We start from the raw sequence: 25,829 nt of genomic DNA, 5'->3' as shown, positions 1-25,829 counted from the left end.
GGCGCACATCTAACTTCCATTGAAGTAAGTTGTTCCACAGAGTTGAACTGCGTGCGTGTCTGAGCAGTGGCGCCGCACTTGCGCGATTGATCCACCGATGAATGGAGCGGCCAGCCACAGATGCCCGAACCATCCTGACCACGCGGGCGCCTCGGCCACGCGTGATCTCAACAAATGTGGCGCATTGCCACAAAACGGTTGAGAACGTTTGGTCGTTCAACAAGCGTTAATCGGGGGAGCTATAAGTTAACGGTATGTGAATCGATTCGGCCGAGTGGCGCACGGGCCCGCGACCGCCGACCAAACACGCCGTGAGCGAGCCAAGAGATGAAATTCAACTTCGAAACCGACGTCTTTCCGCTGTTTCACCCGCAGGCCGTGGATGATCTGAAGGATCCTTGTCCGGTGTTCGACGGCACGCTTTGGCACGTCTTCGGCTCGAGCGGCACCGTCACGACCGAGAGCTGGAAAATACTACATGCCACGGCTCCGGACCTTTATGGGCCGTGGACTGAGCATGAGGCGCTCGACTTGGCCGTAACCGGATCGGGCATAGCGGCACCCGGCGTCATTCATGAATGCGGCGTCTTCCATATGTTTATCCAGACCGAATTCATGAAGTCGGGCGGACGTTGCGAACATGCGGTTTCCAATGATGGCTTCAACTGGGTGGTGCTGAATCCGGCGATATTGTCGCTGCCGGACACCGATGAGGACGGTATCTACGATCCCCATCCGGCGGTTATCGGCGGCAGGCGCTACATCGTCTATTCAGGCATGCCTAAATTCACCAGGGTGCCGCAGCCTGACGTCTATCTGGCGCGCAGCCAATCCGATTCCTGGTTCGGGCCATGGAAACGTCTCGGCAAGATATTGGATCATCTCGACGTTCCCCATCACAATGCGCGCGAGCATCCGGACTACGAATGGGGGATCGAGGGCGCCCAACTGGTCGAATTGCCTGACGGTCGCGTGCTTCTCAACGCCACCTGCTTCCTTCCCGACGGTCCGCGCGGAAGTCGTCAGCGCGTATTCTTCGCCATAGCCGAGGACGTCCAGGGTCCCTACGTCTCGATCGGCCCCGTGCTCGATCCTGGTGAGCCTGGGGAAAACGGCCATTCGACGGTGATGATCGAGGGCGGGAAACTGACCTTGTTCTACCAGAGCAGACGTGAGGCAACGAACCATCGCTGGCGTTTCGGACTGGCTAGATGCGACCTGGATCAGCAAGCGGTTTCGCGAGTGGCCTAGCAGAAACGACCGCGCTCTGTCGCGCTTTGCCATCATGGTCCAGAGGACGAGGTGCCATGACGAACTTCAGGGCGATTGGGGGTTCTCGTCGGCCAGCTCTTGCTCTCGCCGCTCAAGCTCCTTCTGAAGCTTCAAAGCTAGTGCGGCAAGCCTCGGCGACAGGGTTTCATCTCCGTCCAGTCCTAATCGCTTGCGTAGTCTGCGACGATTGTCTTCCGAACGGACCAGCTCTCGGAAGCCGCGTTCGCTCTCTCGAGTTGCCATGACGGTTACCTTTAGCTCTGAACGCAACTCGCCGATTGCTAAAGGGTTCCCTTAGGGGGCGGATTATTTCGCTAGACCTTCCGAGCGGTGATCGGATTACTAAGCGGGATTGAGCGGATACTGCTCGTGCTCATCGAAAGCCACCAACAGGCCCAAAGCAGCAGCGACTTCGAGGATAGCTTCGGTCAGATCGTCATTGGATGCGACCAAACCAGGTGCAGCTTGCCGAACCTGGTTTAATGCCGCTTTGACCGAGACGGTGTCGCCATAGCCGGCCCTGTTGAGGACTGCGGCAATCGCCTGATCTAGAACTGGACCGACCCTATGGACGATGCTCATCCACCTTCCCCCCCGGGAACGCGAGAGGGTATAGTAGCGTGTCTGGGGCCAGGATGCAACCGACGCGCGAAACCACGCCAAATTGGCTCTGGTGCTCGGGCGCAAAATGCGGCGGATCAACCCTGAGCGGTGCTACGGCGCCGGTTAACCACAGATTGCTGCTCAGCTATTCGAAGGAATAGGTGAAACCTCCTTCGGAGGCTCCGACCGTCACCTTCGTCATCTTTTCGCCCTCGAGCGACCGGTTCAGAACGCCACGGCTCAACTCCGGCAGAAGCGTGTTAGTCAAAATGGCGTCGATCATTCGCCCGCCGGATTCGATCTCGGTGCAGCGGGCTTTGACCAGATCCATGACACCGTCACCGATCACCAACTCGGCATCGTTGCTCGAGCGCAGGCGGCGGGCGATCTTGGCGAACTGATGGCGGGTGATCGCTTCGATCATCATGTCCGAGAGCGGGTAATAAGGGATGGTCACCACCCGGCCAAGAAAGGCCGCTGGGAAAACCTTCAGCAGCGGGGCGCGCAGTGCTGTGTCGAGATCGTCGAGCCCCGCCCGCACCGTGCCGCTGCTGGTCCGGTCCATGATGACTTCGGAACCAACGTTCGAGGTGAGCAGGATCAGCGTGTTCTTGAAATCGATCCGCCGGCCTTCACTGTCGTCCATCATTCCCTTGTCGAAGACCTGGAAGAAGATTTCGTGCACGTCCGGATGCGCCTTCTCGACCTCGTCAAGCAGGATCACCGAATAGGGCTTGCGCCGGACCGCCTCGGTGAGGATGCCGCCCTTGCCGTAGCCGACATATCCGGGTGGCGCGCCCTTCAAGGTTGAGACCGTATGCGCCTCCTGGAACTCGGACATGTTGATCGAAATGAGGTTCTGCTCGCCGCCATAGAGCGTCTCGGCCAGGGCCAGCGCGGTTTCGGTCTTGCCGACGCCCGAGGGACCGCAGAGCAAAAACACCCCCACCGGCTTTTCGGGCGCGCCGAGCCCGGCGCGGCTGGTCTGCACGCGCTTGGCAATCATCTCCATGGCGTGATCCTGACCGACCACGCGCTCGGACAGCGTGACGGCGAGCCGCAGCGCCTTTTCGGTCTGGCTCGACAGCATCCGGCCAGTCGGGATGCCGGTCCAGTCCTGCACCACCGCCGCCACGGCGTTGCGGTCGACCGACGGCAGGATCAGCGGCGTCTCGCCCTGCGCTTCTGCGAGTTCGGCCATCAGCTCGCGCAGCCGCGCGAGATCGGCAGCCGGGTCGGGTGGAGAAGGACCGGCAGCGGCCGTTGCTTCCGTATCGGGTTCGGGCGTATCGGGTTCGGGCGCTTTGATCTCAGATACATCGGCGCCTGCGGTTTCGGCCACCGCCCCCGAAGGCTCCACGGCGTCGAGCGGCACACCCTCGCCGCGCAGCCTGGCGCGCAGTTCCAGTATCTCGCCAACCAGCGCCTTTTCCCGATCCCAGCGTTGCTGCGCGGCAGCAAGCGTGAGTTCGGTCTCGGCAAGCCCGGATTCGACCCGAGCCTGCCGGTCGGCCACGTCGATGCCGATCGCTGCCTCGCGGCCGATGATGGCGCGCTCGACCTCCAGCGCCTGGCGGCGGCGCATGATGTCCTCGACCTCGGCCGGGGTGGCATGCTGCGAAATGGCGACACGGGCGCAGGCGGTGTCGAGAAGGCTCACCGCCTTGTCGGGCAGTTGCCGCGCCGGGATGTAGCGGTGGGAGAGGCTGACCGCCGCCTCGATCGCCTCATCGAGTATCTGCACCTTGTGATGCTGCTCAAGAACACCGGCGACGCCACGCAGCATGAGAACGGCGACCGCTTCCGACGGCTCCTCTATCTTGACGACCTGGAAGCGACGGGTAAGCGCCGGGTCCTTCTCGATGTGCTGCTTGTATTCGGCCCAGGTCGTTGCTGCGATCGTGCGAAGCTCGCCGCGCGCCAGCGCCGGCTTCAGCAGATTGGCCGCATCACCGGTTCCTGCCGCGCCGCCGGCGCCGATCAAGGTGTGCGCTTCGTCGATGAAGAGGATGACCGGCGTTTCCGAGGATTGCACCTCGTCAATGACCGCCTTCAGCCGTTTTTCGAATTCACCCTTTACGCTGGCGCCCGCCTGCATCAGGCCGACATCGAGCATGCGCACGCTGACGCCCTGCAGCGTCGGCGGCACGTCGCCCTCGGCAATGCGCAAGGCAAAGCCCTCGACGACCGCGGTTTTGCCGACCCCCGCCTCGCCGGTCAGGATCGGATTGTTTTGCCGGCGCCGCATCAGGATATCGACGATCTGCCTGATCTCGGGATCGCGCCCGACCACCGGATCGATCTTGCCGTCGCGGGCGCGCTGGGTCAGGTCGGTGGCATATTTGGCCAGCGCCGAATCCCCGCCCGGAGCCCGCCGCGGCGTCTCGGCGGCGGCAACCGCAGTCGCGGCGCCGGCTTCGAGCGAACCCTCCATGACGTCCGCGAACCGCGCAATGACGGCCTGCGCATCGATCTTGTCGAATTCGCCACTGATCTTCGACAGCAGGCCTTCCAGCACCGGCGTCTTCAGGCAGGCGAGCAGAATATGCGAACTGCGCACTTCGTCGACGCTGAATTCCAGCCCCGCCAAGCCCCAGGCCTCCTGGATGGCGTGAAAGATATGATCGGAAAATTCCTCGATCGAAGTGGCGCCGTAAGGCAGCTTGTCGACGGCGCGTGTCATATCGGCCGTGAGCCGGCTCGCATCCACCCCGGCGTCTGCCAGTATCAGCTGCACATCCGAGCGCTCTGAAAGCACCAGCTGCTCGATGAAGTGAACGAGCTCGACATAAGGATTGCCGCGCAGCTTGGCGGTGTCGGCCGCAGCCTTGAAGGCGCGCAAACAGATGGGATTGAGCTTGCCGACCAGTTCCTTGCGTTTAAAGCTCTGCGACGACCGGCGCTGTTCCATCGAACTTGCCCCTCCAATCTGCCAGCCAACAAACTGCCACATAAGCAGCGACTTGACAAAGAGCGTTTATGAGCGGGCCGTCCGGGTGTTCGATTCAGTCGATTTCTTCCGTCCCGGCAGGCGCCGGCGCCATCGGCTGCAACGCCATCGAACGCCCCGCCTGTCGGCGATGCATTCACCGACAGGGTTCGACAATCGAGCCAGCGCTTTCGAGCCCAGCGCGCCGGTTGCAGGCGAGTATTGAGATTGAGCATCAACTAAATTGTGGTAAAGTGTCGCAGTGTGGTAACGTTGGGTCAGGCACGGCCCAAGAGCCGCGCGCGGGGGATGGTGTGATCGATCTCGCACTCTGGCTGAATCCGCTGGACGGTGAAAATCCGTCAGGGGAGGATTTGCGCAACGATCCAGCCTTTCATGAGCTGGAGCGTCTCACCGAGCCGCAGGTCAAGGTCGTCCATGGCGGCCACAACCAGCCCTCGTCGCAAAGCACCATTCCGGTCGACTGGCCTGCCGTCCTCGACAAGGCGGAGGAATTGCGTGCGCATGGCCGGGATCTGCGCCTGCTCGTCATTGTCACGCGCGCGCTGGCCAATGAGCAGCGGCTCGCCGGGCTCGCGCATGGCCTGACCCTTGTTGCGCGGAGCTTCGATCAGCATTGGGAGACCATGCACCCGGCCCTGCGGCCGAGCGCTTCACCACGCGACGCCGCCTTGCGTCGCATCAACGCCCTGCTCGACCTCCAGAACGGCCAGGACGGGCTGCTGGCGGACTTGCGGCGAATGATTTTCTTCGCGCCGCGCCCGATGGGACCGATCAGCGGACGCGATCTGGAACAAGCCGCACTCGATGAGCGGGTCATGCTTCTGGAAGCGGCTTCGGGATTGAATGCGGCGGAAAAGGCAACGCTGGCCAGCGCGCACGGTCAACTGCTGAACCGGGTTCATGGCGGGTGCAAGGCGCAGGCCGATCAAGCCAATGCGGAGATGATGTCGCTGATTGCCGATGCTCATGCGGCGATCACGGCTCTTGATGCGGTCGAGACGGCTCTCAACGGCCGTCTGCAGGGCGGTGGCGCCGCTGTTCCGGAATTGAAACGGTTCCTGCAGCGTTTGCTGTCGACCCTCGAACGGAATTCGGCAATCGAGACCGCGACGAACGGCGCAGCCGAGCCAGCCCACACGACTGCAGATCCGGAAATGCCTGCTCGAAACGGTCAAATGCCTGCAAAGGGTCATGGAGCCGATACCATGGCAAGTATGGCGAGTTACGCGGACCCGGGCACGGGGCTGCCGGAGCGGATTTCCTCGCGCGACGACGTCGTGAAATGCCTCGACCTCGTCGTCGCCTTTTATGACCGCACCGAACCGTCGAGCCCGATCCCGCACCTGGCCCGCCGGGTGCGCCGGATGGTGCATATGGATTTCGTTGAACTGATGGAAGATCTCGCCCCGTCGGGGCTGAAGGAATTCCGGCTGCTTGCCGGCGTTCCCGATGCCAAGAAGACGGCCCAGAAGGATGAAAGGTAACGAGCCATGGCAGCTGAAAGCAAAGCGAAAGTCATCGAACGGAACCGCGCTCCGCGCGTGCAGATCGCCTATGACGTGGAAACCTATGGCAGCCCGACGACGATCGAATTGCCGTTCGTCATGGGAGTGATGGCCGATCTTTCCGGCGCTTCACAGACCAAGGAAGCGATGAAGTCGGTGCTGGACCGCTCCTTTGTCGAGACCGACGCGAACCGCTTCCCGCGTTTCATGGAGGCGCTTGGACCGCGCGTCAAAGCCCGCGTGAAGAACACGCTGCCCCAGGCGGAGGGCGCCGAGCGGGATGAAGAGCTGGCGCTCGATCTTACCTTCACCAAGATGGGCGACTTCGCCCCGGACAAGATTGCCGAACAAGTCCCGCAACTGGCCGAGATCCTCAAGATGCGTCGCCAGCTCGAAGAACTGCTCGGCTTCATGGATGGCCGCGTCGACGCCGAAAAGCGCATAGCGCAGCTTCTGAACAACGAGCCGCTTCTTGGCAAGATCGCCAGCCAGGCATTGTCGGACGAAGACAAGGTTGAGGTGTAGTCATGGCCGAACAGCAAAAGACCGCAGCCGTCGCCGCCGAGGCGGAGACCATCGATCTCGGAGAATTCAGCGGGCTCCTGGAAAAGGATTTCAAGGTCAAGAAGGACGACAGCGAGAAGCTGCAGCAGCTCGTTCGCAATCTCGCGCTGGCGGCACAGTCGCGATCCGACACCACGACCATCTCGTCCAACGCGATCAAGTCGATCAAGTCGCTGATCGCGGGCATCGACAAGATGCTGTCGGAGCAGGTCAACGAGATCCTGCACGCGCCGGAAGTGCGCGAAATGGAAGGTACATGGCGCGGCCTATGGTATCTCGTCAACAACACCGAGACGGATCAGAAGCTGAAGATCCGGGTGATGAACATTTCCAAGGTTCAGCTTGCCGACACGCTTGAAGACTACGAAGGCCAGATGTGGGACCAGAGCCCGATCTTCAAGAAGGTCTATACGGACGAGTATTCGATGCTGGGTGGCGAGCCGATCGGCTGCCTGATCGGCGCCTACGAATTCTCGAACCATCCGCGTGACGTCGGCCTGTTGCGCAACATCTCGGGCGTCTGCGCCTCGGCGCACACGCCGTTCATCGCAGCCGCCGACCCGCGGCTGTTCCGCATGGACAGCTGGCAGGAACTGCCGAACCCGCAGGACCTGCAGATGATCGTCTCCAACCCGGCCTATGCCTCGTGGCAATCGCTGCGCGAGAGCGAGGATTCGCGCTATATCGGCCTGACCATGCCGCGGGTCCTGGCACGGCTGCCCTACGGCACGGATACCGTTCCGGTGAAGGGTTTCACCTTCGAGGAGGAGGTCCAGGGCGACCACAACAAATATGTCTGGATGAACGCCGCCTTCCCGATGGGCGTGAACATAAACCGCAGCCACAAGCTCTACGGCTGGGGCACACAGATCCGCGGCGTCGAGAATGGCGGCACGGTCATCAACCTGCCGGTGCACTCCTTCCCCACCGACGACGGATCGATCGCGATGAAATGTCCGACGGAAGTCGCCATCGACGACCGCCGCGAGGCGGAGCTGGCCAAGCTCGGCCTGATGCCCATCCTGCACCGCAAGAACACCGATCTCGCAGCCTTTATCGGTGCGCATTCGCTGCAGGACGACGAGACCCGCGCCGGCCGGCTGGTCGATCCCGACGCGCAGTCGAACGAGCGGCTGAGCGCCAACCTGCCCTATCTGTTCCCGGTTTCCCGGTTTGCGCATTACCTCAAAGCCATCGCGCGCGACAAGATAGGGTCGTTCAAGGAGCGGTCGGACATGCAGATCTGGTTGACCGAGTGGATCAACCGATACGTGCTGGCCAACCCGGCCTTTGCCGACGACAAGGCGCGCGCCAAGCGCCCGCTTGCCGCCGCCGAAGTCCAGGTGGACAGCGTCGAGGGGCGGCCGGGCTACTACAACGCCCGCTTCTATCTGCGCCCACATTACCAGTTGGAGGGCATCAACGCCTCGCTTCGACTGGTGTCGGAACTTCCGTCCGTAAAGGCTTGATTTTGCAGCAACATAATCCCGTTTTGTTTTGAAAACGCTGGAGGAAGACAATGCCCGTGAAAATTGATGGTTTTCTAAAAGTTCCGGATATCAAAGGGCCAAGCGTTCGAGACGGCCATGAGGACGAAATCGAAGTCCACGGGGTCGATTACAAGATCATCGCGCCATACGATCCGAATTCGCTCTCACGCCGCGGTCGCGTGTCGCTGGGGATGATCAAGTTCACCAAGCATTATGACAAGTCATCGCCCTATCTGAAAAAGGCGCTGTTCGACAACAAGGCGCTGGACGAAGTTGTGTTCTCCGCCCGCCGGACCATCGATGGCGAGACCAGCGATTATCTGGTCGTCACCCTGACCGACGCTTCGATCATGGAATACGACATGTCGCAGGCCGAGGACGAGGAAGACCTGATCGAGGAGGAGGTCAGCTTCGCCTACAAGAAGATCAAGTTCGTCTATGACAAGGATGACGAAATCGAAATGGATGTCTATGTCGGCAAGTGAGGCGCGGCGGCCCGGCGCCGACAAGCTGCAGGTAACCGGCAGTTCGCGAGCAAAACGCGAGGCGGTCCAGCCCTCTCTTTGGGACCGCCTCGTCAACGACCTGCCGGGCGTCACCTCCGAGATCGACGGGCTGCGCCATACCCTGCAGGACGAGTTGGGCGCCGACCGGCTGGACACGCTGCTGGCGGGCAGCGCGCGGCTGATCGACGCCGACGCGGAGCTGACTCCCGATCAGAAGCGGCGTCTGCACCGCCTGGCCTTTCAGACCCAACACCGCGCCGAGATCGAAAGCCGTGGCGTGGTTGTATCGGCCCGCGTCCTCAGGGAGGCCGTGCGGCGCGACATCGAGGCCTTGTTCAACACCGAGCGTTTTGAAGCTGTTCCGCTTCTTTCCGATTTCGAAAGCGAACAGGCCGCAGACAATCCGCCGTCGCTGGCTGATTTTCCCGAAGTGCGCCGAAGCGTGGTCAACTACGGCGTGCCGTCGTTTTCGGGCCGTTCGTCGCGCGACTTTGATCGCGATACCCTGGCGCGCGAGATCCGCTCGGTTCTTGCCACGTTCGAGCCGCGTCTCAAGGAAAGCGCAACCAAGGTAGCGGTGACCCTTGGCGACAAGAGTGCGGGCCTGAAGATCGAGATAGACGCTGTGCTGATCATGACGCCGACGCCGGAACGCATGCGCCTGCGCACTACAGTCAACCTCGACAACGGTTTGGCGCGGACCGAATTCAGGGAAAGCTGAGATGGATCGGGTCTTCGTAGAATATTACGAGGAGGAACTGACCCATATCCGCGGCCTAGCGGCGGAATTTGCCGACATGCATCCGGCGGTGGCACGCAATCTATCTCTCGATACCGTCCCCTGCCCGGATCCGTATGTCGAGCGGCTGCTTGACGGCGTCGCTTTCCTCGCTGCACGCACCCGATTGAAAGTCGACGCCGAGCGTTCGCGGTTTTCACGCAGCGTGCTGGATGTGCTTTATCCCGATCTGGTTACCCCGGCGCCGGCAACGGCGATGGCAGTGCTGAAACCGGGCCAGCAGGTCCAGTCGATGATTGCCGGCCATGTCATCAAGCGGAACACGCGGCTGGTGTCCAGTCTGCAACCCGGCCTGTCGACGCGCTGCACATTCACCACCGCGCAGGAAATCACGCTATGGCCGATAACCATCAATTCGGTCAGCTATTTCCAGGATCGCAGCGGGTTGGCGGCGGCCGGCATAACACCGATCGGCGGCGCAGGCGGCGAGGCGGCGCTGCGCATCACGCTGGGTCGGACCGGAAAAGGCAAGCTCGGCGAACTGGCGCTCGACCGGCTTGATTTCCATTTTGCCGGGCGCACCAAGGCGCCATTGCTGTTCGACGCGATTTTCGGCGCCTGCTCGGCGGTTGGCGCCCGCGCCGAGGGCAAGGCCAATCCGCTGTCGCGGTTGCCGGATCCCGAAATGGTCGGCATCAGCGACGACGAGGCGTTGATGCCTCGTACCCGGCCGACATTCGAAGGCTACCGCCTGCTGCGTGAATATTTCATGATGCCCGAGCGCTTTCACTACGTGCGGGTTTCAGGACTGCAACCGGTCGTGCGCCGATGCGAGGCCGGGGTCGAGATCATCTTCATGTTCCGGCGTCCGGTGCCCGAGCTTGCCGATGTGACGCCGGCGGATTTCGAACTTTTCGCGACGCCGATCATCAACCTGTTCGAGCGTGACTGCAACGTCATCGAGCTCGATCCGCGCAGAACGCGGCAAGTGCTGCATGCCGACCGCACGCGGGCGCGCGACTTCGAAATCTATCGGGTGACCCGCGTCGAGGACGCCGATGCCGAGGGTCCTGACGCCGAAATTCCAGAACTCTTCAGCCTGGGGCAAAACCGCAGCAATGGCTGGGTCTATTCGACCGAACGGCGCCCTCGCCGGGCCACCGAAGATGAACGGCGCGACGGACTGACCCGGACTTCTTACACCGGAGACGACGTTTTCCTTTCGGTTTCACGGCCGGCCGGAAGCCCGGCGAACCGGCCGCTGAAACGTCTCGACATCATGGCGCTTTGCACCAACCGCGATCTGCCGATCCTCGACGATAACCCTACCCTGACGCTGGAGACGGGCGATCCGGTCGAAACGGTCCGGCTTACCGGTGCTTTGCGCCCGCCGCAGCCGGCTATCCCGGCGGCGCTGCCCGCCGGCGCCGAAGGCGAATCCCGAGCCGACAATCTCGCATGGCGGCTGGTGGCGCAGTTGGCCCTCAACTTCCTCAGCCTCGCCAAGGAAGGCCGTGGTGTCGATCCGCTGCATGCACTGCTCGATCTTTATGCCGACCGGGGAGATCCGAGCCTGGCTCGCAACGTCCACTCGATCGTTCGCATCGACTCGCGCTCCGTCATCGAACGGCTGCAGATCGATGGGCCGATGTGCTTCGGACGAGGCACGGAAGTGACATTGCATGTGGACCAATCGGTCCTGGCCGGGCAAAGCACATTGCTGCTTTCGGCCTTGCTTGCACGGCTGTTTGCCCGTCACGCCGGAATAAACGGCTTTGTGCGGACCCGCACGCGGCTGCTGCAGAGGCAGGAGGATGTGCCATGGCCGATGACGCCCGGCAATCGCTACCTGATCTAGGCAAGCTCGACCCGGGCCGGGCCGAAGCGCTGGATGATACGTTCGACTTTTTCGAACTGTTGCGCCGGCTCGAACAACGCGGCGGGCTGTTCGGCTATTCCGGCCGCGCCGATCGCGAGCCGGCAAGGCTCGGGCAGCATGTGCGTCTCAGCTTTTCCGCCAAGGACGTGGTTGAATTCCGCGAAGCGAAGGACAAGACGCCGGGGACGGACGGGACACCGGCCCGGGTCACCGTTGCAAATCTTGGGCTGATGGGACCGGAAGGCCCGATGCCGCTTCATTTGACACGCTGGGTGCTCGATCGTCTGTCGCAGCGCTGGTTCACCGGCGCTGACGCTCGACAGACCGTCGACACGACGTTCGTGGATTTCGTCAATATTCTCCAACACCGGATGATCGCCCTGTACTATCGGGCCTGGGCGGACGCGCATCCGGCGGTACAGGTCGAACGTGCGGTCGGCGGCCGGGTCAGGGCCATGCTTGAAGCCATGGCGGGAACCGGACTTCCCGGCACCCAAAATTCCGATCTCGACGCCGTAAAACTTCGCCAGGCCGCGTCGCTCGCCAGCCAGGTCGACGGCCCGGAGCGGCTGACGCTGTTCCTGGCGGAAGCGTTCAAGGTGCCGGTCGCGATCAAGGAGTTCGTCGCCACCTGGATGACCATACCGGCGGCGCTGCAGACCCGGCTTACCCAGGCTTACGCAGTGCTGGGCCGCGGAGCGACGATCGGCCCGCGCGTTTTCAGCCGCCAAAGCAGGATCGAGCTGCGCGTCGGCCCACTCGGCTATGAGGAGTTCAAGACGTTCCTGCCGGGCGGCCAACGTCTGAAAATGTTCAAGCAGGCGGTTCGCGACATGGTCGGGGAATCGCTCGACGTCGATCTGCGGATCGTGCTGGCGCGCGAAGCTGTGCCGCCGCCGCGTATCGGAGCGGTACAGCTCGGCCGAACCACCTGGCTTGCGCGGCCCGCCGAAAGGGGCGATGCTGACGATATGCGGCTGCGGACGATCGTCGGATGGCGGCCGGAAATGGCGGAGGTCGCGGCATGAGTCTGCTGCTGACGCTGGAGCACGGGCCACGCGCCCAGGCGGTACGGCAGACCCGGCTGGACGAGGGTGAACTGGTGATCGGCCGTAGCGCGGACGCGGACTGGCAGATCGACGATCCCGACATGTTCGTTTCACGCGCCCATTGCAGGATCACCGGCGGGCCGGATGGATATTTCGTCACCGACACATCAAGCAGCGGTTTGTTCATAAATGATTCCGACAGCCCGCTCGGCACTGGCACCTCGGCCCGTCTTCAGAACGGCATGCGGCTGAGGCTGGGCGACTACATCGTATGCGTCGATCTGCAGACGCCGGTCGCTCAGGCACCAGCGGCCAGCCAATCGTTCGCCGAACCGTCACCGCCGGCATCGCGAGCGCCGGTAAGCATCGGCCGCGATGACTTCTTTTCAGCCACGGTCGAAGAAGAGCCGCGCCGGCCGCGTCCCGCCGATCTGCCGAACCCGTTCGAGCAACCCGTTCCAGGAGCGTTCGAGCGCGCCAACCAGCGCAGTTCGCCTGCCTTCGACGACCCGTTCAGCCTCGACCCGGTATCGACACCCGCGCCGAATGGCGCCGGCTATTCCGAACCACGTCGTGCGCCGGACACCGCAGACCCATTCAGCTTCGATCCGGTGCCTTCCGGTGCAAGCGAGCCCGTTTCAAGCCAGTCCGTTTCAAGAAAGTCCTCCGAATTCGACGACGGTTTCGGTTTCGGGCCGGCCGCGTCGCCCGATCTGAGAAACGGCTCGGCCGGTCAACGCAAACACGTCATCCCAGAGCCGCAGCCGGCCAATCCCTGGGATTTGCCTGGCCACGCGGCAGCTACCCCTGCTCCGCCACGGGCTGCCGTTGCCCCCAGACCCACCCCCTCCCCGGCGCAACCGGCGAACATGGCGCTTCGCAGCGCGTTCTTGCGAGGCATGGGTGTCGAGGAAGCCGATTTTCCCGGACGCGACAGCGTCGCAGAAATGGAAAAATTCGGTCGCGAGTATCGGCTGATGATGGAAGGCCTGATGCAGCTGCTGCGCAAGCGGGCCGAGGAAAAGGGAAACGCTCGCGTCGCCCAGACGGTGGTTGGGGCCTCTGAAGTCAATCCGCTCAAGTTTCTGCCGACGGTTGACGACGCCATCGTGACCCTCATCGCGGAGCGCAGCCCCGGATTTCTGGCCGGTGAAGCGGCAATCGCCGACGCCGTCCGCGACCTCGCGCAACATCATGTGCGCGCCTGGCGAGGCGTGCAGTCCGCCTTGCGGCGAATGATAGACCGTTTTGACCCGGCCGCGATCGAGAAAGAGCTCAAATCGAGTTCCGCGATCGGCACCGTGCTTTCGGGCGGGCGCCGCGCAAAACTGTGGGAGCTTTACCAGAAACGCCATCGTGACATCGCCCAGAGTGCGGAATCGAGCTTTTTGGGCGAAATCGGCGCTGATTTTCGGGATGCATATGAGGAGGAGTGAAACATGATCGATCGCCGCGAATTCATCGTTGCCCTGGGCGCAACCGGGCTGCTTGCTGCTTGCCAGAGCGGTCCGCCGAAACCATCCGCGGTGACCGTCAACCTGACCGGCGCGGCCGGCATGAACCCGGGACCAGGCGGCGGCGACCGGCCGGTGACAGTCCTGGTGATGCGGCTGCGCAGCACCGGTAAATTCAATTCGGCCGATTATTTCGCGCTGCAGGGGGATGCCGGCTCCGCACTCGCAGGCGATCTCATCGGATCCGACCAGATCTCCGTCGGGCCTGGAAAGACCGCATCCAAAACCATCACGGTCGAGCCGGACGCGGCTGCGCTGGGCTTCGTTGCCCTCGTTCGCGAGCCCGGCGGCCGGACCTGGCGTACAACCAAGTCGGTGTCGTCGGGATCAACAGTTACCGTCAACGTCACGCTTGGCAGCGGCGGCATTTCCGCCTAGCGGCCAGGGCAAGGGGTGCTCGATGCAGGAAGTAGCGGCATGAGCGATGCAAACAGGGTGCTGTGGTCCGAAGGCCTGTTTCTCCGGACCCAGCATTTTCAGCAGCAGGATCGCTTTTTCGAGGCGACCGTGCGCGGCGCGTTGCAGGCCGGGCAGCTGCATACGTTCGGCTTTCAGCAGCTGACGCTGGACCAGGCAATGCTCGATGCCGGCCAGGTCTCGATCCTGTCGGCACGCGGCATCTTTCCGGATGGAACCCCGTTCTCCATCCCGGACCTGATGGACGCGCCGCGACCGCTGCCGGTCACCGCCGATACCGGCGCCGGACCGGTGCTGGTCGCCCTGCCGCTCGAGCCTGCCGGCGGTGTCGGCTTCGATCCGGCGCACGCCGCATCGACGGGCGCACGCTATCATGGGCGGATCGTTTCGGTGCGTGACGCCGTCCAGGGCGGGTCGGATCCTGAAGAAATCGAAATCGCCCGCCCGCAGGCGCTGCTGATTGCACCGGGAAAATCGGTTGGCGGCTACACCGCCCTGCCGATAGCCGACATCAAAGGGGTTCGAGCCGACGGCGGCGTCTCGCTGGACGAGACGTTCCTGCCGCCGACACTGGTCACCGGGGCGGTGGCCTGGTACCGGCAGCTGCTTCTGGAAGTTGTCACCGGCCTCGACCAGATCGCCGAGGCACATGGCAAAATGGTCATGGGCGGGCCAGGGCGCAGCGTCGAAGACCTGCTGATGCTCAATCTCGCCAATGCGGCGCGTCCGCGGCTGGCGCACATGCTGGCTCAGGATGTTTTCCATCCGGCCGAGCTTTACCTGGAGCTTGCCGGTCTTGCCGGTTCAATGGCGACCTATGGGTCGAGCGCGCGGCGGCTGAGCGAGTTGCCGGCCTACGATCACATGGCCCCCGGCCCCGCCTATTCGGCGCTGGCCGACGCCTTGCGCTCGCTCATCCTGAGCCTGCGCTACATTGAGCCTAAATCACGCGCACTGCCGGTCATGCGGCATTCGACCAACGTCTGGAAAATCCGCATCGACAACCCGAAGCTGCTGGTGGCCAGCCGGATCGTCATCCGGGTCGGCTCCGAGCTGTCGGAAGATGCGTTGCGCAAGATTTTCGTCAACCAGGCGACCGTCGGTTCGGCCGATCAGTTCGAGGGCCTGTGGAAATCCCGTCTACCCGGCATTCCACTGAAACCGCTGCATTCCCAGCCGCGCGAAATCCCCTACGATGGCGATCGGCTGTGCCTTGAGCTCGATCAGAAAAGCGAGCACTGGGCCTCGCTGCTCGATGCCCCCGGCTTCGTCATCGGCGTGTCGGGCGTGCTGCCGAGCGAGCCGCAGGTCGACTGCTATTCGGTAAACAGGTGAGATGATGAGCCGGGATGATCCTTTCGGACTGTCGGAGGATCGCGAACGCACGCGTATACGACTGACCGGCGCGCCGATGCCGCGACCGATGACGCCACTGCTGCCGGGTGTGCCAATCAAACGCTCGCGCACCCATCCGAACACGCTGGTCAACGCATTCGCGCCGCTGCTCGAGTTCGCGCCCGAGCTTGAAAGCGCGCTGCCGCCGGAGAACCCGGAAGCGTTGCGCACCCGGTTGCTCGATGAGCTGGTTCGGGCACGTGACGCGGCAATGGCGGCGGGGTCCTCCCTGGAGCGCGCCGACCAGGCAGCCTGGGTGGTGGCGGCATTGCTCGACGATCTGGCCCTGAACACGCCATGGGGCGGCGCCAGCGCATGGCCGCGCCAGCCGCTTGTGGTGATGCTGCGAGGCGATGTCGATGCCGGCACGCAGTTCTTCACGCGTCTCGATGAACTGGAGCGGCACCCGAACCGGGATCGCGAATTGCTCGAACTGCAATATCATTGCCTGGCGCTCGGCTTCCGCGGCAAATATCGTGTGCCAGGCCGGTCGGGCGACCGCTCGCTCAATGCGGTTCGCGTTGCTGCGGCGCGCTTTCTGCGCGATGCCGATGCCGACGGCGCGCCGCTGTCGCCGAACTGGAAAGGCGTGATCGCATCCGACGAGCCGCAACGCTTCATCGTGCCGATCTGGGTGATGGGGCTCGGCGCGGCGGTTCTCGCCACTGCAATCTATCTCGGGCTGTCGATGGGACTGAGCAGTCAGGCGGTCGAGCTTTCGACGCTGGTTCGTGCCTTGCCGCCGCCGGAGCGCGGCGAAATCAGCCGGACATCGCCACAGGTCGACGCGCCGCTGCCGGAGGCAGTGGATTTCGCGCTGGTGCCGGAGTTTCAGGCCGGAGCGCCGGCCAATCTCAGAGCCGCGCTCAGCGGCACCGAGAGCGTTTCGCTGGCCAGGCTGATCATCCAAGCCTCCAACCCCGAACTGTTCCAGTCGTCGCGGCCGACACTGACGGAAGGCTTCGAACCGCTGATCGGGTCAATCGCCAAAGTGATCCTCGCCAATCAGGAACTCATCGGAAACATCACCGTGGTCGGCCATACCGATAGTATTCCCTTGCAACGGTCCAATCCGCTTTCCACCAACCAGCGGCTGTCGGAAGCGCGCGCAGCAACCATTACCGAGATGCTGGTCCAGAACGGTGTGCCGCAGGACCGCATTCGCTTCGAAGGACGTGCAGCTACCGATCCAGTGGCCGACGACAGCACCCGCGCGGGACGGGCCTTGAACCGCCGCGTCGAGGTGCTGGTCGAAAAGAGGCTGTGAGATGTTCATCCTGCGCTTCCTCTGGGCGGTTCTGACATCGCGCTGGCTGTGGACGCTGATCGGCATCGCGCTGCTTTCTCTGGTTATCTGGGTGTTCGGCCCGATCGTCAGGGTCGGTGCTTACGAACCCTTCGCCTCGGAAAATGTCCGCATCGTCATCATTGCGCTGCTGGTCATTTTTTGGCTGATCTGGCTGATCGTCGCGCAGCGCCGGGCGATCCGGGCCAACCGCATGTTCGTCGCCGAAATCGCTGCGCCAGTGGTGGAAAAACCGCTGAGCCCCGGCGAAGAGAACGTCGCCGCCGTCGGCGCCAAGTTCGCCGAGGTGATGGTCGAATTGAAGCGCCGCAAGCTGGGCGGACGCAAGTTCCTGCGCGAGATGCCCTGGTACGTGATCGTCGGGCCGCCGGCGACCGGCAAGACCACGGCCTTGCGCCAGTCCGGCCTGAACTTTCCCATCGACCTCACCGACGACCTGCAGGGGGTTGGCGGCACCCGCAACTGCGACTGGTTTTTCTCCGAAAACGCGGTTCTGATCGACACGGCGGGCCGCTACGTGCAGCAGGAGAGCCAGCCCGACGTCGATGCGGCGGAATGGCTGGGCTTCCTCGACCTCTTGAAAAAGCATCGCGGCCGCCGGGCGCTAAACGGCGTGATCGTCGCGCTGTCGATCGACGTGCTTTCAGAGGGCGACGAAGCCATCAAGGCGCATGGCCGCAAGATCCGTCGTCGCCTGGCAGAGCTCAACGACCGGCTCGAAATCCGCCTTCCGGTCTATCTGATGCTGACCAAGGCCGATCTGATCAAGGGTTTCGAGGCTTTCTTCGGCGGCCTGTCGACGGCCTCGCGCGAGCAGGTCTGGGGCACGACCTTCGCGCTGGATGCGCGTGTCGACGCAAAGACCATAGAACGGGAAATCGCCACCCTTGCGACGCAACTCGAGCGGCGGCTGGTGCCGCGCCTGGAGGACGAGGACAAACTCGCCGCCCGCGCCGAGATTTTCAGGTTTCCCGCCCAGCTCACAAGCCTGTCCGAGCCGATCCAGGTGCTGGTCGAGGCGATGTTCGGCGAAAGCCGCTACGAGGAAGCCGCCTGGCTGCGCGGCCTCTATCTGACGTCGGCGACCCAGGAAGGGGCGCCCATCGACCGGCTGACCGCGGCGCTGTCGTCATCCTTCGGTCTTCCGCCGCGGCGGGCGATGCCGGCGCCGCGTGTTGAAAAACGCAGCTTTTTCCTGAAGAACCTGCTGACCGAGGTCATTTTCAGGGAAGCCGGCCTGGGGACGTTCGATCCGCTGGCACAGCGCCGCCGCGCCTGGATCTGGCGTGGCGCCGCGGCCGCCTGTGCCGCCGCCGCCCTGCTGGCCGGTGCGATGTTCACCTGGTCCTACTATGACAACCGCAATGCAATCGCAGCGCAGGCGGGCCAGTTCGAAGCGCTGCAGGCGCCGCTGACCGCGGCAGCCGCGAGCCCGGCATCGGTGGAGCAGCCCGCCATCGACAGCGCGCTCTATGCGATGGCCGAGGTCGCAAACGCCCGTACCGCACCGCCGAGCAGCGCCCAGGACCTGCTCGGGCCGTCGGCGTCGGCAGAGCTGCTGCGGGCGCAGGCCGACACTTACGACCACGCTTTGCGCAACGTCCTCGAGCCGCACATGGTCGCCCTGCTCGAGGCGACCATGTGGCGGCAGATCCGCGATCCGGATTTCATGCTGGGGGCGCTAAAGACCTATCGCATGATGACCGGCCTGTCGCAGATGGACGCCGATTACGTCCAGAGCTGGTGGGTCAACGACTTGCCGGAATTCGCACCGGCGGCGCCGTTTCCGACCGCCGACGCGGAAGAGCACCAGCTTGCCGCGATCCGTCGCATGACGGTCGACGACAGCTACATATCAGCGGATCAGGCGTTGGTCGCCGAGGCGCTGAAGACGGTTTGCACGATTTCGCTGCCGGCGCGTGCCTACAGGCAGTTGCTGGCCGACCCGGCGGTGGCCGGCCTCAAGGAATGGATCCCGGCGAATTTCGCCGGTCCCAACGGCGCCAAGGTTTTTGCGCGGCGTTCCGACAAAACGCTGCGCGTCGGCATTTCGGGCGCGTTCACCTATGCTGGCTTCCACGATGCCATTCTCGAACGGGTCGAGGATGTCGCAGCCCAGGCCGCACTCGATCGGGCGGTGTTTGCCGGAGGCTGTTCGGAAAATTCCGAAACCTCGGTCTCGGCGCTGTCCGAGGATATCCTGAAACTCTATTACGAAGACTACATCGCGCAATGGGACAGCATCCTGCGCGATATCAGGCTCGCGCCATTGGCCGACCTGAATGTCGCCAGCGAGAACCTCAAGGACCTTTCGAGCGCCGACTCCGCGCTGAAGCGCCTGCTTACGGCGGTGGTTCAGGAGACCGAGCTGACCCGATCCGATGAAGCAGCGCCGGCCGACAACAAGGCGGCAGCCAAGGGCACCTCGAAACTGCTCGGCAAGCTGGGGAAGCTGGGAAAGATCGTAAAAACAGGGGCAAAACTGCTGCCGCGCGCAGGGTCCGCCAACGAGGTGGACCTTACCGGCACTCTGGTGGCCGAACATTTCAAGCCGCTCAAGGGGGCGATCGCCGAGGTCGATGGCCAGCCGCCGGCACTCGACGCCGCGGTGGTGGCGCTGACCGCACTTTCGAACGTGCTGCAGACGGTCACGGCCAATCCCGACCCGCAGGACGCCATCAAGAAGCAGGGTGGGCTGGCCGAACTGACGGGAGCGGTCGCCAGGCAAGCCCAGATCCTGCCCGATCCGGTCGACGACTGGCTCGGCGGCATTGCCGGCGACACCAGCGGCCTGACGCAGAAGGCGGTCACCTCGGAGCTCAACGCCATCTGGCGCGCCGACATCCTGCCGTTCTGCCAGGCGGCGCTGAACGACCGCTATCCGTTCAGCCCCGAAAGCGCGGTCGACGTCAATGTCCGCGATTTCGCCCGCCTGTTCGGGCCGGCCGGGATGATCGACACCTTCATCAACGACCATTTGATCAGCTATGTCGACACCGCCAGCCAGCCATGGAAATGGCGCGCCGATTTCGGCCTCGACGCGGCGGCCCTGGCGGCGTTCGAACAGGCCAGGCGGATCCGCGACGATCTGTTTCCAGGCGGTACCGGCCCGGTGATGAGTTTTACGCTGCAACCGAAGGACCTGTCGCCCAACGTCACGCGCGTGACGCTCAATCTCGATGGCCAGAACCTCGTCTATTACAACAACGCGACGCGGCCGCAGCCGATGACCTGGCCCGGCAAGGACGGCACCGGCGTCATCTCGCTCGCCTTCCAGCCGATCGACGGCTCGCCCGAAGTCATGTTGAACGAAACCGGCAGCTGGGCCTGGCTGAGGCTGCTGCGCAGCGGCCGCTTCACCGGCACCTCGCTGTCCGACGTCTACAGCCTGCGGCTGGGCACGCAAGGCATGTACGCCGATTTCGAGCTCAAGGCGGCAAGCGTCGAAAATCCCTATAATTTGCAAATGTTCAAGAAATTCTCATGTCCGCCGCAGATATGATCCTGCCCGGCTTTTACGGCAAAATGCCCGCCACCGGCGATTTCGTCACGCGGCGGCTGCCGGGGGATTTTGTGCGCGTCTGGGACCGCTGGCTGGCGCAGCACATCGTTCCGCTGATCGGCTCGGAAACCTGGCCGCGCACCACCGCGCTGCGCTTCCTGGCCGGCCCGGCTGCTTTCGGCGCATCGGCAGGCATTGTTCTGCAGAGCGCCGACAGGGTCGGCAGGCAGTTCCCTCTCAGCGTCGTCGCGCAGCTTCCTGACGCGTCCATTCAGCTGGCTCGCGCCGATGCATGGTTCGCCACGATCGAGGAGAAAGCGGTCGCTGCTCAACAGGGCGAGCTGACGCCGGACGAACTGGATAGCGCACTAACCGCATTGCCGGTACCGCCTGTCGAGGCAGGCGACGAGGTCATCAGCGATATGGTGATGTGGACGGCGCACTCCGACATATTCGATGTTGATCCGCAATCGCCGCAAGCGACGCTGGAGCAGGTGTTCTTAGGAAGTTGGGAGACTAGGCTGATATGACCGGATCAAATGACGAACAATGTTCCCTGAATGAACCCGCCCGGATGCTCCGGCATCCTGTTTCCGAGAATTTCCTAAGCCAACGATTTACCGCTTGAGGGTCCGCCGCCGCCATGTGGGAAGTCAGCAGCAGCACCGGGTTTCCAGCGATGGGGAGCTGGGTTCAGGACAAGGCCGCGAACAAGATCTGGCTGGTCTGCGTGAAGGCTACCTTCGACATACTGGCCGACGGAAGCACGCGGCCCTCGGAGAACCAGGTGCCGCCGTTCATACAGGGACAGCCCCTCGACGGCGACTACGAGAAAAGCTTGATCTATGAGGGCGATTTTTTCGGGGTGAAACCCTGCACGGACGTGCTCGTCAACGGCACCGCCTGGTCACCGAACGGCAAACCGATCACAGAGCTCGACGTAGGATTCCAGGTTGGTTCGGTTCAAAAGCGCCTGAGCGTATTCGGCAATCGCTGGTGGACAGTGAACCTTGCCGGACAACGTGTCATCGCGAGCCCCGACCCGTTTCTCAAGATGCCGATCCGGTATGAAGCGGCATTCGGCGGCTGGGATCGCACTGCCAGCAATCCGAAGGATCATCGCTTGGAGGCGAGGAATCCGGCCGGGCGGGGCTTCATCTCCAACCCGAATGGCTGTCTCGGGCGGCCGCTTCCCAATATCGAGTATCCGGCAAACCTGATTTCATCGGTCGTTAGCCGCCCCGCGCCGGCCGGCTTCAGCGCGGTGGCCTGTCATTGGTCGCCGCGCCGGGAACTCGCCGGCACTTATGACGAGATCTGGCAGAAGACGCGCTTCCCGCTCTGGGCGAAAGATCTCGATTCCCACTACTATTGCTGCGCCCCGCAGGATCAACAGGTCGCCGGCTATCTGCGGGGCGGCGAGCCGGTGCAACTCATCAATCTCTCGCCGAACGGCCCGATACGCTTCCATCTTCCGCGCCTCGTTTTCGGCTTCTCAACGCGCATCAAACGCGAGACGATTCACACCAAAGGCACGCTGGCGACCGTGATCCTGGAGCCGGATACTTCGCGCGTGATTATGGTTTGGCAAAGCTCGCTCGTATGCAATAAGGACATCGACTATCTCGATCAAACCTCTGTCCGCCTGAAAAAGCTGATGTGATGGAATGACGAAGCCTACGCCAAGCGTCGCAGCATATGTCCCTCGGACGCCAGTCTGGCTGGCCGGCCTTGCAGCGCGGACTCCGGTTGGCCTGCGTCCCGAAAGCGCTGCCGCAGCGGTGCGGGCGGGGATCTCAGCAATTTCCGAGCATCCGTTCTTCGTCGACCGTAATGGCGAGCCCATGCGCCTAGCGCAGGATGCGGTCATCGGCCCCGAGGTGCCGCTGGCAGAGCGCATGAAGGAACTGCTGTTGTCGACGCTGCTGCAACTGCCGCAGGACGCGGCGCTGTCGGCCAACGGCCTGAGAACGCTCCTGATCATCTGTGCGCCGGAGCCGCGGCCCGGGTTACCGGACGGCATCGCCGAAGTGCTCGGTCGTGCCGTAATGGGACGATTCGGCCCGGCGACCCTGCGCGTGCAATGCCTGACCAACGGACATGCTGCCGGAATGTTTGCGTTCGGTATGGCCGCCAAGGCGATCGATGAAGGCAAGACGGATCTGGCGGTGGTCGCAGGCGTGGATTCCTATCACGACTATCAAACGCTGGAATGGATGGATGAAACGGGGCAACTCAAATCCGAGGTGAACCGAGACGGCTTCTTCCCGGGAGAGGGAGCGGGCGCGTGCCTGCTGGCACGCCGCAATCTGATATCAGAACTGGGCCTGGAGGCCCTGGCGCAGCTGAGCGCAGTCAGCACCGCGCCCGAGCCGATCACCATCAAGCGACACGGCGAGGACGAGGTTTGCGTGGGCGAAGGGCTGAGCTCCGCCTTCCTCGGACTCGAGCCGGTCATTGGCACAGATCGGCGCAAGATCACCGACACCTACTGCGATCTCAATGGACAGCGCTACCGCAGCGAGGAGTTGGTCTACACAATCCTGCGAGTTCAGCACCTTTCAGATGAGGCGACCCACTATCTGCATCCTGCTGATTGCTGGGGCGATGTCGGCGCAGCGTCAGGTCCACTGTTCGCGGCGCTGGCTCACGCCGCCGCCAGCAAGGGCTACAGCCACGGTTCGCGAGCGGCGCTCTGGGCCAGTTCCGAAGGCGGCCAGCGCGCGGTGACGCTGCTGGACTTTTCTGCCAACCCGCCAAGAAAGGCTGCCTGATGGTTTCCGTTGGAGTCAACCCGCCCAAGACGCCGGTGACCGAGGGCAGCATAGACATGGCGCCGGCGGACGTGCCCAATGTGTGCAAGATGCCGGGACCGCCGGCTCCGTTCGTGCCCGTTCCGCTGCCGAATTTCGGACGCTCCGCCGACAGGCTGTCGGATGCCACCTCGACGGTCAAGATTGAAGGGAAGAAGATAGCCATCAAGGGAAGCTACTACATGAGCGCGCCGTCGCCTGATGTGGCGAGCCAGGGCACCGGCGGCGGCGTGGTGTCGTCGGCTACACAAGGAAAGACCGAGTTCGTCGCGCCCGGCTCGATGGACGTGAAAGCAGAAGGCAAGAACATCCAACTGCTCGGCGATCAGATGACGAACAATGGGAGCTAAGAACTCCGCCACCTCGACCGGTAATAAGCAGGGTCCGGACAACAAGCCGATGCACAAATGCGGCGAGGTTGGCAGCTATGGAAGTCTTTGTAACAGCGGCAAGGCGAGTCGAGCAGACGGGTCGCGGGTATGGGAGCGCGACCACGTTCCGGCGAAGGGAACTTTATATGCACGCGCCGTAAAACGCTTCGGCCCTTTCGACCCAGACGTGGCAAAGTGCGTAAAGGGCAAAGTGGAAAGCAGGGGCATGGCCATCGTAATCCCACGCAAAGTTCACCGGGCGGACAGTGAAACATGCGGGAGTTTAAACAAACCGCTGATGAAGCCGGACGCGGAAACCAAGCAAAGCATGAAAGATGCCATAAAACGAGACACCGACGCAATACAAGCAGCGTTGGACGACACCGAGTGCGGACCCGCATATGCCGCGGCGGTTAAGGAACTTAAAGAGTTTCCTTTCGAAGACATGATCAAAGAGGCGGTCAAGGAGTGCGAGGGCTGACCGTCGAGCCAGGATGGAGGCAGTAATGGATTATCAAAAATGGGTCGACCTGTTTGGAAGGACGAATAACGATCCGCATTTAACCGAAAATTTAAAACGGGCAGGTGTCACAAAACGTGTGGTTATGCCGAGGGATGAGATCTACCTCTCTGTCGATGTAGATGGAATGACTCTTCAATTTGAGGATGTCGAGCTCTTCAAGGATGTTCCGGGGGGCGCCGGCACATGCGTGCTCACCAGTGTGACCATGCATGTGAAAAGGGAACCCTGGCCGTCTCCTTATGATATCCCAAAAGATGCAACTCGGCCGAGCCTGAGGGAAAGATTTGGAACTCCGGTCGAGCAGGAGGAAGCTTGGGACCAATGGAGAGTGTCCGACAAACTTCTTCTGAAAGCTCGCTACAAAATCGATGGTGACGCTCTCATGAAGGTTACCTTAAGCATGGATGAACCGAAATAGTGGACGGATACGGCCTAGCATGGACTTCAGCGGAGCTGTAAGCCTTCTTGGGAGATCGTCAACGGATACCGAGGTTCAGGCCTTGATGTCGCGGCTGGCCATTTTGCGGCAGCCGGAACTCGTGCTCGACGAAAACGACGGCTCAGTCCTGAATGCTCAGGATTGGCTTCTGAACAAGAAGCTTGGGGTGGAACTGGGATTCGAGGCGAGAGCGCACCTGCTCGGGCAGGAAATAGAGGATCCCAAGAACGAGCCGATGCTGCTCACTCAGATCTACTTTTACTGCGAGCACTATGATGTCGGCCCGTACCAAGGATCTTTGCCTGCCGGCCTCGTGGCTTCGGACAGCAGGATTTCCGCGCGAGACAGGCTGGCCGCCTACGAGAGCACCCGGCGTTCCTACACCAGGGACACGTGGGAGCTTCCACAGTTTCAGCTCATCATTGGTTATGCAAATGGCGGCACGAACATTGGTTTCGTTTCTTGTCAACTTCGACCGCCGCCAATGCCTGCCGACTACGACGATGCAGCTCTGGTACCGTCAACCCCAAGTATCATGGCCGCGCTTGGCAAGAAGTTGTCCGATCCCGGACTCCGGCTTTTGTTTTCGCCTCTGCGATTGGAACAAAATCTGGAGGTCGACGATGGCGGCTTGGTTGGAAGATTCGAAAAACACTTGGGTCTTTTCCTCCACTTCCGGTACATGAAGGGAGGGCGCGATCTGGCGCTGACGCATGTGCTGTTCTATCGAGAATACGAAGCCGACGGAGCGCGTTGGCCCGGTGCGCTTCCGAATGGATTGCATTTCGACGATTCGCCCGAAGTTGTATTTCGAAAGATCCCAGCAGAGCCGATCAAGCATTATGACGAGGAATTCACAGGAGACGCAACCTGGAAATTCCCTGAGTATACGTTGCAAGTTTTGTATAGCACCATGAGGAATTACATCCTGCGGGTGCAGGCCAGTGCGCCTGGAGTTCTCCCCATAGCATAGCGACGAATTGCGCCGC

Annotated in this window: 22 protein-coding genes; 20 read left to right on the top strand and 2 right to left on the bottom strand. The window is 62.6% G+C overall.

Annotation, left to right across the window (positions count from 1 at the left end):
• Positions 1-327: 327 nt before the first annotated feature.
• Positions 328-1,251, top strand: a complete 924-nt coding sequence (locus AC0L18_RS08215) for a glycoside hydrolase family protein (protein WP_473491516.1) — start codon at positions 328-330, stop codon at positions 1,249-1,251.
• A 363-nt stretch (positions 1,252-1,614) separates the two neighbouring features.
• On the opposite strand, the gene AC0L18_RS08210 is transcribed toward AC0L18_RS08215, so the two are convergent.
• Together AC0L18_RS08210 and tssH are read right to left on the bottom strand one after the other, a co-directional pair.
• The gene (locus AC0L18_RS08210) at positions 1,615-1,854 is read right to left on the bottom strand and encodes a hypothetical protein (RefSeq protein WP_023801316.1); all 240 of its coding nucleotides are present in this window, start codon (positions 1,852-1,854) and stop codon (positions 1,615-1,617) included.
• 166 nt (positions 1,855-2,020) lie between these two features.
• Positions 2,021-4,786: a type VI secretion system ATPase TssH gene (tssH, locus tag AC0L18_RS08205; protein WP_473491514.1), complete on the bottom strand. Its 2,766-nt coding sequence runs from the start codon at positions 4,784-4,786 to the stop codon at positions 2,021-2,023.
• Positions 4,787-5,118: 332 nt separating this feature from the next.
• On the opposite strand from tssH, the gene tssA reads away from it, so the two are divergent.
• The 19 genes from tssA (at position 5,119) to AC0L18_RS08110 (ending at position 25,813) form a co-directional block, all read left to right on the top strand.
• Positions 5,119-6,312, top strand: a complete 1,194-nt coding sequence (gene tssA / locus AC0L18_RS08200) for a type VI secretion system protein TssA (RefSeq protein ID WP_473491613.1) — start codon at positions 5,119-5,121, stop codon at positions 6,310-6,312.
• A 6-nt stretch (positions 6,313-6,318) separates the two neighbouring features.
• Positions 6,319-6,858: a type VI secretion system contractile sheath small subunit gene (gene tssB / locus AC0L18_RS08195; RefSeq protein ID WP_027154109.1), complete on the top strand. Its 540-nt coding sequence runs from the start codon at positions 6,319-6,321 to the stop codon at positions 6,856-6,858.
• A gap of 2 nt (positions 6,859-6,860) precedes the next feature.
• A complete protein-coding gene (gene tssC / locus AC0L18_RS08190; protein ID WP_473491512.1) occupies positions 6,861-8,366 on the top strand; it encodes a type VI secretion system contractile sheath large subunit in 1,506 nt (501 codons plus the stop codon).
• Between the two features lie 50 nt (positions 8,367-8,416).
• The gene (locus tag AC0L18_RS08185; protein ID WP_023801311.1) at positions 8,417-8,872 is read left to right on the top strand and encodes an Hcp family type VI secretion system effector; all 456 of its coding nucleotides are present in this window, start codon (positions 8,417-8,419) and stop codon (positions 8,870-8,872) included.
• Complete coding sequence (tssE, locus tag AC0L18_RS08180; RefSeq protein ID WP_473491612.1) at positions 8,859-9,614, top strand: type VI secretion system baseplate subunit TssE; 756 nt, start codon at positions 8,859-8,861, stop codon at positions 9,612-9,614. Before AC0L18_RS08185 ends, tssE begins: the two co-directional genes overlap by 14 nt.
• 1 nt (position 9,615) lies before the next feature.
• Positions 9,616-11,490, top strand: a complete 1,875-nt coding sequence (gene tssF, locus AC0L18_RS08175; RefSeq protein ID WP_473491511.1) for a type VI secretion system baseplate subunit TssF — start codon at positions 9,616-9,618, stop codon at positions 11,488-11,490.
• Positions 11,454-12,539 carry a type VI secretion system baseplate subunit TssG gene (gene tssG, locus AC0L18_RS08170; RefSeq protein WP_473491510.1) on the top strand — a complete coding sequence of 362 codons (1,086 nt, stop codon included), beginning with the start codon at positions 11,454-11,456 and terminating at the stop codon, positions 12,537-12,539. The genes tssF and tssG overlap by 37 nt, the downstream gene beginning before the upstream one ends.
• Positions 12,536-13,996, top strand: coding sequence for a type VI secretion system-associated FHA domain protein TagH (tagH, locus tag AC0L18_RS08165; RefSeq protein ID WP_473491509.1), 1,461 nt, complete (start codon positions 12,536-12,538; stop codon positions 13,994-13,996). Before tssG ends, tagH begins: the two co-directional genes overlap by 4 nt.
• Before the next feature lie 3 nt (positions 13,997-13,999).
• The gene (tssJ, locus tag AC0L18_RS08160; RefSeq protein WP_023801306.1) at positions 14,000-14,452 is read left to right on the top strand and encodes a type VI secretion system lipoprotein TssJ; all 453 of its coding nucleotides are present in this window, start codon (positions 14,000-14,002) and stop codon (positions 14,450-14,452) included.
• A 39-nt stretch (positions 14,453-14,491) separates the two neighbouring features.
• Positions 14,492-15,826, top strand: coding sequence for a type VI secretion system baseplate subunit TssK (tssK, locus tag AC0L18_RS08155; RefSeq protein ID WP_023801305.1), 1,335 nt, complete (start codon positions 14,492-14,494; stop codon positions 15,824-15,826).
• A gap of 4 nt (positions 15,827-15,830) precedes the next feature.
• A complete protein-coding gene (icmH, locus tag AC0L18_RS08150) occupies positions 15,831-17,153 on the top strand; it encodes a type IVB secretion system protein IcmH/DotU (RefSeq protein ID WP_473491508.1) in 1,323 nt (440 codons plus the stop codon).
• A gap of 1 nt (position 17,154) precedes the next feature.
• Positions 17,155-20,694, top strand: a complete 3,540-nt coding sequence (tssM, locus tag AC0L18_RS08145) for a type VI secretion system membrane subunit TssM (protein ID WP_473491506.1) — start codon at positions 17,155-17,157, stop codon at positions 20,692-20,694.
• Positions 20,691-21,224: a type VI secretion system-associated protein TagF gene (gene tagF, locus AC0L18_RS08140; RefSeq protein WP_473491504.1), complete on the top strand. Its 534-nt coding sequence runs from the start codon at positions 20,691-20,693 to the stop codon at positions 21,222-21,224. The genes tssM and tagF overlap by 4 nt, the downstream gene beginning before the upstream one ends.
• Before the next feature lie 113 nt (positions 21,225-21,337).
• A complete protein-coding gene (locus AC0L18_RS08135) occupies positions 21,338-22,357 on the top strand; it encodes a DUF2169 family type VI secretion system accessory protein (RefSeq protein WP_473491503.1) in 1,020 nt (339 codons plus the stop codon).
• Positions 22,358-22,538: 181 nt separating this feature from the next.
• Positions 22,539-23,468: a beta-ketoacyl synthase N-terminal-like domain-containing protein gene (locus AC0L18_RS08130; protein ID WP_473491501.1), complete on the top strand. Its 930-nt coding sequence runs from the start codon at positions 22,539-22,541 to the stop codon at positions 23,466-23,468.
• Positions 23,468-23,857, top strand: a complete 390-nt coding sequence (locus AC0L18_RS08125; protein WP_065006582.1) for a PAAR-like domain-containing protein — start codon at positions 23,468-23,470, stop codon at positions 23,855-23,857. Before AC0L18_RS08130 ends, AC0L18_RS08125 begins: the two co-directional genes overlap by 1 nt.
• A 247-nt stretch (positions 23,858-24,104) precedes the next feature.
• Positions 24,105-24,359: a hypothetical protein gene (locus AC0L18_RS08120; protein WP_287355564.1), complete on the top strand. Its 255-nt coding sequence runs from the start codon at positions 24,105-24,107 to the stop codon at positions 24,357-24,359.
• A gap of 25 nt (positions 24,360-24,384) precedes the next feature.
• Positions 24,385-24,819, top strand: coding sequence for a hypothetical protein (locus AC0L18_RS08115; protein ID WP_287355563.1), 435 nt, complete (start codon positions 24,385-24,387; stop codon positions 24,817-24,819).
• 19 nt (positions 24,820-24,838) lie between these two features.
• Entirely contained in the window at positions 24,839-25,813 is a 975-nt protein-coding gene (locus AC0L18_RS08110; RefSeq protein WP_287355562.1) for a hypothetical protein, read from the top strand.
• Positions 25,814-25,829 lie beyond the last annotated feature (16 nt).

The sequence above is a fragment of the Mesorhizobium sp. WSM4819 genome (assembly GCF_055811215.1).
Note: the sequence above shows the minus strand (reverse complement) of the source record. Positions and strands in the feature narration are given on the sequence as shown.

Coding starts and splice junctions, on each gene's coding strand:
- tssB (WP_027154109.1), top strand. CDS start 6,319: ATGGCAGCTGAAAGCAAAGCGAAAGTCATCGAACGGAACCGCGCTCCG.
- AC0L18_RS08125 (WP_065006582.1), top strand. CDS start 23,468: ATGGTTTCCGTTGGAGTCAACCCGCCCAAGACGCCGGTGACCGAGGGC.
- AC0L18_RS08110 (WP_287355562.1), top strand. CDS start 24,839: ATGGACTTCAGCGGAGCTGTAAGCCTTCTTGGGAGATCGTCAACGGAT.
- tagF (WP_473491504.1), top strand. CDS start 20,691: ATGATCCTGCCCGGCTTTTACGGCAAAATGCCCGCCACCGGCGATTTC.
- tssF (WP_473491511.1), top strand. CDS start 9,616: ATGGATCGGGTCTTCGTAGAATATTACGAGGAGGAACTGACCCATATC.
- AC0L18_RS08135 (WP_473491503.1), top strand. CDS start 21,338: ATGTGGGAAGTCAGCAGCAGCACCGGGTTTCCAGCGATGGGGAGCTGG.
- tssG (WP_473491510.1), top strand. CDS start 11,454: ATGGCCGATGACGCCCGGCAATCGCTACCTGATCTAGGCAAGCTCGAC.
- tssJ (WP_023801306.1), top strand. CDS start 14,000: ATGATCGATCGCCGCGAATTCATCGTTGCCCTGGGCGCAACCGGGCTG.
- AC0L18_RS08185 (WP_023801311.1), top strand. CDS start 8,417: ATGCCCGTGAAAATTGATGGTTTTCTAAAAGTTCCGGATATCAAAGGG.
- tssK (WP_023801305.1), top strand. CDS start 14,492: ATGAGCGATGCAAACAGGGTGCTGTGGTCCGAAGGCCTGTTTCTCCGG.
- tssE (WP_473491612.1), top strand. CDS start 8,859: ATGTCGGCAAGTGAGGCGCGGCGGCCCGGCGCCGACAAGCTGCAGGTA.
- tssH (WP_473491514.1), bottom strand. CDS start 4,786: ATGGAACAGCGCCGGTCGTCGCAGAGCTTTAAACGCAAGGAACTGGTC.
- AC0L18_RS08130 (WP_473491501.1), top strand. CDS start 22,539: ATGCGCCTAGCGCAGGATGCGGTCATCGGCCCCGAGGTGCCGCTGGCA.
- tssM (WP_473491506.1), top strand. CDS start 17,155: ATGTTCATCCTGCGCTTCCTCTGGGCGGTTCTGACATCGCGCTGGCTG.
- tagH (WP_473491509.1), top strand. CDS start 12,536: ATGAGTCTGCTGCTGACGCTGGAGCACGGGCCACGCGCCCAGGCGGTA.
- tssC (WP_473491512.1), top strand. CDS start 6,861: ATGGCCGAACAGCAAAAGACCGCAGCCGTCGCCGCCGAGGCGGAGACC.
- AC0L18_RS08115 (WP_287355563.1), top strand. CDS start 24,385: ATGGATTATCAAAAATGGGTCGACCTGTTTGGAAGGACGAATAACGAT.
- AC0L18_RS08120 (WP_287355564.1), top strand. CDS start 24,105: ATGGCCATCGTAATCCCACGCAAAGTTCACCGGGCGGACAGTGAAACA.
- AC0L18_RS08210 (WP_023801316.1), bottom strand. CDS start 1,854: ATGAGCATCGTCCATAGGGTCGGTCCAGTTCTAGATCAGGCGATTGCC.
- icmH (WP_473491508.1), top strand. CDS start 15,831: ATGAGCCGGGATGATCCTTTCGGACTGTCGGAGGATCGCGAACGCACG.
- AC0L18_RS08215 (WP_473491516.1), top strand. CDS start 328: ATGAAATTCAACTTCGAAACCGACGTCTTTCCGCTGTTTCACCCGCAG.